This window comes from Ligilactobacillus salitolerans, from assembly GCF_003864415.1.
GTDB classification, from domain to species: domain Bacteria; phylum Bacillota; class Bacilli; order Lactobacillales; family Lactobacillaceae; genus Ligilactobacillus; species Ligilactobacillus salitolerans.
Genome location: NZ_BFFP01000035.1, coordinates 20,406 through 31,469 on the forward strand (window position 1 = coordinate 20,406; position 11,064 = coordinate 31,469).

Annotated in this window: 9 protein-coding genes; 4 read left to right on the top strand and 5 right to left on the bottom strand. The window is 45.0% G+C overall.

Going from position 1 to position 11,064, the window contains the following annotated elements; all coding sequences use genetic code 11:
• Positions 1–64: 64 nt before the first annotated feature.
• The gene (gene rlmD, locus LFYK43_RS09550; protein WP_124977729.1) at positions 65–1,456 is read right to left on the bottom strand and encodes a 23S rRNA (uracil(1939)-C(5))-methyltransferase RlmD; all 1,392 of its coding nucleotides are present in this window, start codon (positions 1,454–1,456) and stop codon (positions 65–67) included.
• A gap of 134 nt (positions 1,457–1,590) precedes the next feature.
• Between rlmD and recX the strand changes: the two genes are divergently transcribed.
• A complete protein-coding gene (gene recX / locus LFYK43_RS09555) occupies positions 1,591–2,400 on the top strand; it encodes a recombination regulator RecX (RefSeq protein ID WP_124977731.1) in 810 nt (269 codons plus the stop codon).
• 69 nt (positions 2,401–2,469) lie between these two features.
• On the opposite strand, the gene LFYK43_RS09560 is transcribed toward recX, so the two are convergent.
• The 4 genes from LFYK43_RS09560 to map form a co-directional block, all read right to left on the bottom strand.
• Positions 2,470–3,378, bottom strand: a complete 909-nt coding sequence (locus tag LFYK43_RS09560; RefSeq protein ID WP_124977733.1) for a YihY/virulence factor BrkB family protein — start codon at positions 3,376–3,378, stop codon at positions 2,470–2,472.
• A 22-nt stretch (positions 3,379–3,400) separates the two neighbouring features.
• Positions 3,401–3,976: a LysM peptidoglycan-binding domain-containing protein gene (locus LFYK43_RS09565; protein ID WP_124977735.1), complete on the bottom strand. Its 576-nt coding sequence runs from the start codon at positions 3,974–3,976 to the stop codon at positions 3,401–3,403.
• A 225-nt stretch (positions 3,977–4,201) separates the two neighbouring features.
• Complete coding sequence (gene galU / locus LFYK43_RS09570; RefSeq protein WP_124977737.1) at positions 4,202–5,074, bottom strand: UTP--glucose-1-phosphate uridylyltransferase GalU; 873 nt, start codon at positions 5,072–5,074, stop codon at positions 4,202–4,204.
• Between the two features lie 159 nt (positions 5,075–5,233).
• The gene (gene map / locus LFYK43_RS09575; RefSeq protein ID WP_124977739.1) at positions 5,234–6,028 is read right to left on the bottom strand and encodes a type I methionyl aminopeptidase; all 795 of its coding nucleotides are present in this window, start codon (positions 6,026–6,028) and stop codon (positions 5,234–5,236) included.
• A gap of 219 nt (positions 6,029–6,247) precedes the next feature.
• Between map and LFYK43_RS09580 the strand changes: the two genes are divergently transcribed.
• From LFYK43_RS09580 to LFYK43_RS09590, 3 genes are all read left to right on the top strand, one after another.
• Positions 6,248–6,709 carry a flavodoxin gene (locus LFYK43_RS09580; protein WP_124977740.1) on the top strand — a complete coding sequence of 154 codons (462 nt, stop codon included), beginning with the start codon at positions 6,248–6,250 and terminating at the stop codon, positions 6,707–6,709.
• 2 nt (positions 6,710–6,711) lie between these two features.
• Positions 6,712–7,125, top strand: a complete 414-nt coding sequence (locus tag LFYK43_RS09585) for a GtrA family protein (protein WP_124977748.1) — start codon at positions 6,712–6,714, stop codon at positions 7,123–7,125.
• A 93-nt stretch (positions 7,126–7,218) separates the two neighbouring features.
• Positions 7,219–10,104 (top strand): YfhO family protein, encoded by a 2,886-nt coding sequence (locus tag LFYK43_RS09590; protein ID WP_124977742.1) that lies wholly within the window; start codon positions 7,219–7,221, stop codon positions 10,102–10,104.
• Positions 10,105–11,064: the final 960 nt, after the last annotated feature.

Here is an 11,064-nt window from a genome sequence, read left to right on the forward strand (position 1 = left end):
AAAAAAACTAAAATGCACAAAATAATTCTCAGCATTTTGCAAATTAGCTTTTTACTTGGTGAAATCAACTATTTTTCAAGCTTAATTTAACTACGGCTTCAACCCGAGCCGTTTGCGGAAACATATCTAATGGCTGAATATAATCAACTGTGTATGCCGCAACTAGCTGCGTCAAATCAGCCGCAAGCGTTGATGAATTGCAGGAGACATAGGTCAGCTTTTGCGGGCGATACTTAAGGATGGTGGAGGTCAGCTGATCATCCAAGCCTGTCCGCGGCGGATCAACGACCAAAGCATCTGGCACGATCCCAGCTGCCGTCCATTTTGCGAGCAGTTTTTCGGCTTGCCCCACCTCGTAGTGGGTGTTGGTCAACCCGGCAGCCTGTGCATTTTTGCGCGCATCTGCAATGGCTTCTGGGATAACATCCATCCCATAAACAGCCTGTGCACCTTGAGCAAGGTAGATCCCAATTGTTCCGGCCCCGCAATAAGCATCAACCAAAATTTCATTGTCCTCAAGCCCTAGAGCCTGCTGGACCTGGTCGTAAAGTTTTTTAGTCTGTAAAGTATTCAACTGAAAAAAGGCTCGTGCCGACAAGTGATACTGGACATGCCCGACCTGCTCAACTAGTTGGGCTTTGCCATACAAGAGTTTCGTTTCATTTCCCCAAATCAAAGAAGTTTGGTGGGGGTGAATATTTTGCAGCACAGAGACAACAGCCGGCTGTTTTTTGAGCAGGTCTGTCAGCAGGTTGTTGATCTGCGGGATATTTTTAGTCCGGCTGACAAAAACAACTTGCAGCTGATGGTTCGCAAATGATTCGCGAATGATGACAGTTTTGATACAGCCGCTATCATGTTTTTCATCATAAGGCAGAATTTGCCAACGCTCCAGCAGCTTACAGATCAATCGGACCGTTGCAAGCGAGAGATCGGTCTGCGTGGAAAAAGTCGGCAAATCGACAAGTTCGTGGCTGCGTGGGCGATAAAGCCCTGCCATGACGCGTCCATTTTTCCCCGCACGCACCTGAAATTGCAGTTTATTGCGGTAGTGGTATGGTTTTTCCATTCCTAGTGTCGGTTTAAGCTCAAACTTCTGATAACCTCTTGGCTGATATTTTTTTAGCGCTTGCTTGATCACGTCGCGTTTAAATTTTAACTGGGCCGGATACGCCAGGTGTTCTAATTCGATCCCTCCAACATCATACTGGTCGACCGGTTTTACCCGGTCTTTGCTGGCTTTTTTAACAAAAACGAGCTCACCTTGCAGGTACTTTGCCTTTTCAAGCGTGACCCGTGCTAACACATCTTCATGCGGCAATGCGCCGGGAATAAAGATGATCTTCCGTTTATAATAACCAATACCTTCACCGTTGATCCCGAGCCGTTTGATCGAAACTAGGGTCACTCGCTCCAGCAGCGTCTGCTTACCTTGCCCATCTTGTTTTTTCTTCATACTTATCCCTTCAGTTATGCCTGCATTTTCAAATTCTACCGCTCAATTATACCACGACCCATTTGAAAAAAAGTCCAGACAGCTATTATAATAGGATGCAAAGCAACACCAACTTGACTTAAAGGAGGAGCACCGTGACGCAAAAGATTACCATGATCAAAACGCAAAAACGCAAAGGACGCTATAATATCTATTTGGACGGCAAATATGCCTTTCCAATTGGCGAAGACGTTTTGATCCGCTTTGCTTTAAGCAAAGGACAAGAATTGACCGAAGAAGAGATTCAAAATATCACTGAAGCGGACAATACTTCAAAAGCCTATCAAAAAGCACTGAATTATCTTTCTCACCAATTGCGGACAAAAAAAGAAGTTCGTGATCACCTTGCCCAACAGGAGATTGCTGTTCCGGATATCGAAAAAACGATCGACAAGCTGGTGGAGCTGAAACTGCTTGATGACCTGCAATATGCTAAAAGCTTCGTGCGCACCATGGCGCGTACTTCCGATAAAGGCCCAACCGTTATTAGCGCTAAACTGAAGCAAAAAGGGATCCTCGCTGATGACATCAGTGATGCCCTGCTTGAATTTCCGCTGGCAGATCAAATCAAAAGCGGACTAGCTGCCGCCAAGAAAAGTGCCAACCATCTTCATGGTCAGTCCTTTCGCGCAGCAACCAACAAGATTTTCCAACAATTAATGCAAAAAGGATTTTCTAGCGAAGTCGTCTCTGAAGTCATGGATGAGCTGGATCTAAAAAGCGATGATGAGGCAGAAAGCTCTGCCCTCCGTGAGCAAGGGGACAAACTCTGGCGCAAAAACCAGCGCTTCGACCCCAAAAAACAGGTGCAAAAAGTCCGTGAAGGTCTCTACCGCAAGGGTTTTGCCAGTGATTTGATCAATAACTACCTGGAGGATAAGCAGGCAGAACAAGAAAAAGAGTAACTGTCAGTACACATAAAAGGCCGGATCTTCAACTTAAAAATTGAAGGTCCGGCCTTTTGTGTACTTCCGTTACTTATTCTTTTTTTTAGTAGGATCGACTCGATCATATAGTCGTTTGATCGCAGTTCTTTTTGGTTCGATCCTGCCAAAATGATATCTTTCTAGGGTCGCATTGATCAATGCCCCGAGCAGCATGACCCAGGCAGTAAAGTTCAGCCAGAACAAAAGCACGATAAAGGTCCCGATCGTCCCGTAACTGAGGACTGATTTGGCGAAATACTTAACGTAGATTGAAAAACCTTGCGTCAAAGTCATCCATCCAAGGGCAGCAAATAAAGCTCCCGGCCAGGAATAACGGATATGTGTTTTAGCATCGGTCAAAGAGCGGTAAATAATAAACATCACCGCAAACAAAACCAAAAAAGTCGTGACTGATTTGTATTTCGAAAAACTATCAGCCCAACCCAAAGACAGATTAAAAATCGGCGTTAAATATTCGATCACCATCTGTCCAAAACTATAAACTACAAATAAACCAATCACTAGGATCTCAAACAGCAGGATCATCAGAAAAGAAAAGATCCGACTCGTGATCGCATTGTCAGCCTTGCTGACCCCATAAACTGAGTTGATCCCGATTTTTAAGGCGTTCACGCCCCGGCTGGCTGCCCAGACCGTCAACAGCCCAGTAATAGAGGCCAGCCCTCCTGAACTATTGCTCAAGAAATCCATAATGATCGGGCGCAAGGTTAGATAAATTGATGAAGGAAAAGCCGCTTTTAAATATGGCAGGATCATCTGCGCTTTCAGCCCCATCATTGGCAGTAAGTTGGCCACGAAAATTAACAGCGGAAAAAGCGCCAATAACAAATAATAGGCTACCACGATCGCCGTATTCCCCATATTAACTTCACCAAACTGCTTAAAGGCCAGCCCAAAAAACCTTTGAACTCCCCCAAATTTTTTACCGAATTTCATTCAGCAATTTCACATCCTAAATTTATTGATCTTGAGCAGCAGTGTCACCATCAGTAGTAGAAGAATCGCTTGCTGCACTCGACGAAGCAGTGCTGTTACCGTCGGAGGGTACCTTTAACCGTGCGCCGGCAGAGATCTCACGACTGTCCAGATCGTTGAGTTCCATCAACTCGTCAACGGTAGTCCCATATTCACTTGCGATAGTCGACAGGTACTCGCCGCTTTCCACTGTAATGTACGTGTACTTGCCGCTGTCAGTCTTGTGCGCTGAACTTGAAGTAGAGCTAGCAGTGCTGTTTTCGCTAGCCTGCTCGCTGGAGCTGTCTTGCTTTTCTTCAGTCGTAGTTTTTTTAGCACTAACAGCACTACTTGCCTGTTTGCCATATTTCTTCTTGGCGATCGCACGCTGATGGTCATATTCCTTTTTTTGATAGGCAGCATTATTCCCAAAAGAAGCCTGCACCCGGCTTTGGACTAGCGGACTCTTCCAAGCCCACACACCAGCCAGCAAGAGCACAACTACAGCAACTGCACCCCAAGCGATCCGTTTCATCAGTTTCTTTTTATGTGAATTCCGATGTTTCTTATGATTTGCCATTACAATACTCCCCTAATTATATTTGCGTCAAGCCAGAAGACAGCCGCTCGCAGAGAACCTTATTTCTGGCAGACCTAAATTAAATAATTCATACGGTTTAATTTTACACTAAATTCTACCCAAAAAATAGTTTTTTTCCGCTCAGGTGCTTTCCCTTTTTGCCCCCATGCAAAAAGGCACACCGACATGTCGATGTACCTTTTAGATCTGCCTACTAAAACAGATTTATTTTAATTTTTTACTCAAGTCTTTGATGTATGCTTTCAATTCGTCCTTGACTTCGGGATGACGCAAACCAAATTCGATGGAAGTCTTAAGGTAGCCAAACTTATACCCAACGTCGAAACGATCACCCTTAAATTCATGGGCAAACACGCGCTGGATCTTGTTCAAACGATCGATCGCATCAGTCAATTGGATCTCATTACCTGCTCCTGGCTTCTGTGTTTCCAGCATCTGGAAAATTTCAGGTGTCAGTAAGTAGCGGCCGATGATCGCTAAATCTGAAGGTGCCTTGTCAACATCAGGTTTTTCGACAAAACGCTTAACATCATATAAGCCAGGCTGAGTCTGAGAAGAAGGATCGATCACACCATATTTATTGACTTCTTGATGCGGGACCTTCATGACAGCCAAAGTTGAAGCATGGGTGCTGTCATAACGATCAATTAACTGCTTGGTCAACGGGACCTTGTCTTGCATGATATCGTCGCCTAACATAACAACAAACGGTTCGTCGCCAACGAAATCTTTAGCCATCAAAACCGCATCGCCTAAACCACGCGGATGTGATTGTCTAATGAAGTAGAGGTTGATATCAGTCGTTTGTTCGACTAATTTCAGCAGTTCTTTTTTGCCCTTCTCCTTCAAGTTCTGTTCTAGTTCAGGCACGGAATCAAAATGATCTTCGATTGGCCGTTTGCCCTTTCCGGTTACCACTAAGATATCTTCGATCCCGGCTTGTTTAGCTTCCTCAACGATGTATTGGATCGTTGGCTTGTCGATGATCGGTAACATTTCCTTGGCTAACGCTTTAGTTGCTGGTAAGAATCGTGTTCCTAAGCCAGCAGCTGGAATAACCGCTTTTCTAACTTTCATTTGATCGCTCCTCTTTAATTGATCAGTCAAGCTCACTGATTGAATTTAGTACCATGCTGATTTGTAAGCAACTCAAGGTTATTATAACAATGAAATCATTATTAGTAAATAAAGCAGTAATTTTTTTAGTTTTCGTTAATAAATTTGTTTAAATGAAGTCTATTTTTCGGGCAGCAAATATTTAGCGTCAAATTCAGGATCTTGCGACGTCAAAATTTTCGGGCCATCATTTGTGATTGCGATCGTATGCTCAAACTGGCAAGAAAGACTGCCGTCTTGTGTCCGTGCCGTCCAGCCATTTGGATCATCCATTTCGGCTTCCCAGCCGCCCAGATTGATCATTGGTTCGATCGTGATCGTCATTCCTGGACGCAAGCGTAAGCCTCTGCCCGCCTCGCCATAGTGAGGAACATTCGGGCTTTCATGCATAGTCGGGCCGATTCCATGACCAATAAATTCCCGGACATCGCCAAAGCCGTTTTCATCCTCGGTAAAGTGCTGGATCGCAGCTCCAATATCGCCGATCCGATTTCCGACTTGAGCTTGTTCGATTCCTAAGTACAAAGCCTTCTTAGTCACATCCATCAAACGATCGATCTCAGGCGTCGATTTGCCGACAACATAACTCCAACAAGAATCACTCATCGCACCATGATAGTTGACTACCGTGTCGACTTTGATCAAATCGCCGTCTTTTAAGATCAAATTTTTACGCGGAAAGCCATGACAGATCTCGTCATTCACGCTCACACAAGTAGCGTATTTGTACCCTTCAAAGCCGATCTGTTCAGCTATCGCATCATTTTCTTTGAAATATTTGCGCGCAAACTTTTCAATTTCCCAGCTAGAGATCCCAGGCTTGATGAGATCGCGCAGCTTAATATGCATCCCTGCTAAAATTGCACCTGATTCAGCCATCTCACGGATCTCGCGGTCAGACTTTAACGTAATCATGAATTTAGTACCTCCAATATTTTTAGCTCCACTGAGAAGCGAGCGTCCCAAGAAGCCAAAGAAAGTCTCAGCCAGCAATTTGGGGGCCGCGCAACCAGCGTGTTCCTAACCATTATAGCCTATTTTGGAAATAATGTTTAATTTTGCAAGAAAGGGATGCTTTTCAGACATAATCTGCTATAATAGCCAATGATATAAATTTTGAAAGAAGGATCGGCCATGCCAACGGCAAAAGTTGTTTTCGCCACAATTACCGGTAATAATGAAGATATCGCAGACATTGTTTCTGATAAACTGGAGGATCTTGGGTTTGAAATTGAAGAGATCGAGATCTCGCAAGCCCAGATCGAGGACTTTGAGGAAGCTGACCTCTGTGTGATCTGTCCTTACACTTACGATGAAGGAGCTTTGCCGGATGAAGGCTTAGACTTTTTTGACGACTTGAAGGAAGCTGACCTCAGCGGGAAAGTCTACGGTGTCGCCGGCTCAGGCGATACATTTTACGAAGAATACTACTGTACCGCGGTTGACGATTTTAGTCGAGTCATGACAGAAGCTCATGCGATCCAAGGTGCACCGGATGTCAAAATCAACCTTGCCCCAGACTCTGATGAAGACATCGCACAATTGAATGATTTTGCTGCTAAACTAGCAGCAACCCTGAAGGAGCAAAAGAATTGAAGCTGCTGACTAAACTCTGGCATCAATACAAGGGCGTCATCGCTTACCTTTTCTTTGGAGTCCTAACGACTGTGATCAATATCGCGGCCTTTTATCTGTTCGGAACAGTATTTTCGCTCTATTATCAGCTGGCTAATGTCATTGCCTGGCTGCTGTCCGTACTGTTTGCGTTTTTCACCAATAAAGTCTGGGTTTTTGGGTCTAAGTACACGAATGCCAAGGATTTCATGAGCGAGATGGGTAAATTTTTCTTCTACCGTGGTTTATCCTTGGTCGTTGATGCCCTCATTATGTACTTAGGTGTTTCAGTTTTACTGCTCGACAAGAATCTGACCAAGTTAGCTGACCAGATCGTCGTTGTTATCTTAAACTATTTCTTCAGTAAATTTTTGATTTTTAATAACAAGAAAAAATAACTCCAGTTAAACAATCAATTAAAAATCTCCAATTCGTTCCGCATTTCCCCTAGTTTAGGGTAAAATGTTAGAGAATAAAGAGGAGGTTTTTTTGTGCAATTTTCGAGCAGACATCGGCGGATCAGCCACTTATACCTGAACTATACACTGGTTTTCATCGTTGCCGCACTTTGCATGTTTGGTACATATTTTTTAACTGGTCATTCTCTGATCTGGCGGCTTGACGGAGCCAATCAGCATCTGCCCTTACTCGAAAACTTTCGGACTGGACTCGGCGACTTGCTGACCGGTAAGATCAGTTCATTTGACCAGTGGTCCTTTCAAATGGGCTTAGGCACTGATAAATTTTCGGTCTATTCTTACTATTTAATAGGTGACGTTTTTGCCTACTTGACCCTGCTCTTTCCTGTCGCTAAAGTGGTCACAGTCTACCAATGGCTGATCGTCTTACGTCTTTATTGCGCTGGGCTTTCTTTCGTTTTTTTGGCATCACACTTTAAATTTACCAAAAACGTGATCACTACTGGTGCCCTAGTCTACCTATTTAACGCCTTTTTACTGTATTCGGCTGAAGCACAGCCTTTCTTTACGACGCCGTTCATTATCTTTCCCCTGCTGATTTTGGGGATCGAAAAAATTTTACAGGGCGGTTCTGCCTGGCCGCTCACAGCAGCCTTTGTCTGGATGCTGCTTAGCAATTATTACTTTGCCTTCGTGCTCGGGATCGGTGCCATTCTTTACCTGATCTTACGGATCGGCTGGTATTACTTAAAAGAACTCAATTACTGGCAGGTCTTTGGCAAGCTGCTTTTTGCGACGGTCACAAGTCTGCTGCTTTCAGCCTTTATGCTGGTCCCAGAAATCATGGCTGTCATGGGTTCAACTCGTGCTGCCAGCAGCTTTGCCAACGGCTTAAAAGTGTACCCGCTTTATTATTACCTGGCACTCCCATCGCAATTCATCAATGGCGGGAACCGAGATTTTTACTTTTGGTCTGCCTTAGGTTTTGCCAGCATTGCCCTTTTCTCCGTGGTTTTCATTTTTAGCCGGGCCAAACGTTACCCGCTACTCTCCAGTACCTTTATCCTGAGCTTTATCATGTTATTGATCCCGTTTTTCGGGGCTTTCTTTAATGGTGGAATGGCTCCGTCCAACCGCTGGACCTTACTCCTATGCTTGCCGATCGCGCTAGCCACTTGCGAGCTGGTTCAAAAATCGGCTCATCTTTCCGATCGGTTGGTCTTAGTAATGATGCTTGCGCTGGGGATCTATGCGCTAGTGATCGGGCTGACCTATTATTTTCAAAGCGATGAGAAATTATTCGTTCCGCTGATTTTTTTGTTTGTCAGTTTAGGTGCGATTTTATATGTTCATTACCGGCACCCGGCTCACCCCCACCGCCTCATCCTGCTGGTCGTGTTGGCTAATGTTTCGTTAAACGCGATCTACTACGAAGCTCCGTATAATGGCGGTTATTCCAATGAAATGCTGCCCCAAGGAGCTTATCAGAATTTGCAAAAAAATCTGTATTCAGGATTGGATCGGAAGTTAAAACCAGTTGATCAAGGCGGTTATCGTGTTTCAACCACCAGCAATAATTTCAAATTAGGTGCCGGCTACCACCTCTACAACAGTTTGTCGCCAACAACCAGCTCCCTAACTTCGTATTATTCGTTACAAAATAAATATCTCGGCCAATTTGCAACTGACATGCAAAATATTCAGTACGACGCTAATGTCCCTTTACGTCAAGTCGATGACCGAACGATCTTAAATAATTTTATGGGTGTGCGTTACATTTTCAACTGGCTCAACCAGGAAAATACTGGTAAAATCCCCGCTGGCTATTATTTGAATAAAACTTCCCAGCTGGTTACTGACCCCAACGGAGATCCAAGTCTGGACCAGCAAGCACGGCGCTACCGCAGTGATCAAGCGTTCCCGCTGGTTTACTGGCAAGACAAAGTCTTTACGGCCAAGCAACAGCGGCAATATACCACTAGCCAAAAGGAGCGCGCTCTAGCCAGCGGTGTCAAAGTCAGCGAAAAAGCCGCCGCAGGTCTGACAAAGGGAACAGTTAAAGACCAAACGATCAACGTGCCTTATCGGCTGATTTCTAGTCGCGGCAACGAGATCGACTCACAGCACTTGGAGAAAAGAGATAGCGATGAAAGTTATCAGATCGTCTTGCCGCGGCCAAGTGATCAAGGAACAAAAGCATATTATCCGGGATCAGAACTGCACGTTGAGATCACCAATATCAGATACCAGCCTTATTCTCTCAAGGATCAGATCAAGTTAGAACAGCTCCACCAAAACTCGCAGGGACTCACTGGCTTGCTTGCACAAAATAACCGTTATAATTACTACAAGTATTTGCGTTATCACGTGCTGCAAGGGTCACCGGACACCAGCTATAAACTCGACGTCCAGTCGAATTTGGGTACTGAAACGCTTGAACAGCCCAAACAAAACGCTCTATCCTTTTACAAAAAAGTGACAAACGGCACGTTGAATATGGGTTATTTCAAGGAATCGCTCCCTAAAACACTGACTTTGACCCCTTCTAAGCTGGGAAAATATAGTTTTGATCTCAAAGTCATTGCGATCCCGCTGGCGCAAAGCGGGTCCTATGCAAAACAAGTCGCTCAGATCAAAAAAGATCGGCTTAAAAATATCCGGATCAACAATGACCAGGTTTCTGGCACGATCACCACCAAGAAAGCCGGGATCCTGACATCGACGATCCCTTACTCTGAAGGCTGGCACGTGCAGGTCAATGGCAAAGCAAAGAAAGTTCTGCGCACAAATACTGCCTTCCTTGGAGTAAAGCTCAACCGAGGAAAACACAATGTGAAATTCACCTACCACTTGCCTGGGGAACGTTTGGGTAAGCAGCTCTCACTTCTCGGCTTAATATTGAGTCTGCTCGGTATGTCGTTTGCTCTGACTCGCCGTTTCATAAATCAACGTCGTTAAACCGTTGAATTCCTACTAGAAATAACAGGACCGTATCAACTCACCTTGATTCGGTCCCGTTTTGTAGTGACTTAACATCGATTCTTGCGCCCCTTCTTCTTTAAACTTGGGGTTCGACTTCTAATCTTGAGCCCCTTCTTCCTTAAACTTGGGGCCCGACTTCTAATCTTGCGCCCCTTCTTCTTTAAGCTTGGGGCTCGACTTCTAATCTTGCGCCCCTTCTTCTTTAAGCTTGGGGCTCGACATTAATTCTTGGGCCCCTTTTGGCAAACACATATTTACAAACGATCCCGCTCTTTCGACAAATCAGGCCAGATTTTTATTTGAAACAGCAAAAATGCACCACTTCTAATTAAAGAAGAGGTGTATCAAAGATCAATGTTCTATAATGTCCCCTGCCGGACTGATAAAGTAAGGTTAGGACAGAGGACTCTGATGTAACGTTCTCAAAGTTTTGCCAGAGACGGGGAGCTCGGCTGCAAGTTCGCCAAAGTAATGTCCGAGCCAGGGAGCTCGGCCGTAAGTTCACCAAAGTAATGTCCGAGCCAGGGAGCTCGGCCGTAAGTTCACCAAAGTAATGTCCGAGCCAGGGAGCTCGGCCGTAAGTTCACCAAAGTAATGTCCGAGCCAGGGAGCTCGGCCATAAGTTCACCAAAGTAACGTCCGAGCCAGGGAGCTCGGCCATAAGTTCGCCAAAGTAACGTCCGAGCCAGGGAGCTCGGTCGTAAGTTCGCCAAAGTAACGTCCGAGCCAGGGAGCTCGGTCGTAAGTTCGCCAAAGTAATGTCCGAGCTCAATCGGGTAGGAGATAGTTCACACTATCGACCTCCCACACCACCGTACGTACGGAACCGTATACGGCGGTTCAACAACTTAAGCTTTTGCTTGAATTGACTGATACAACTGGGACATGTTTAATAGTCCGCGCTGTGTCAGTCTTTTGTTTGTTATGGATATACAC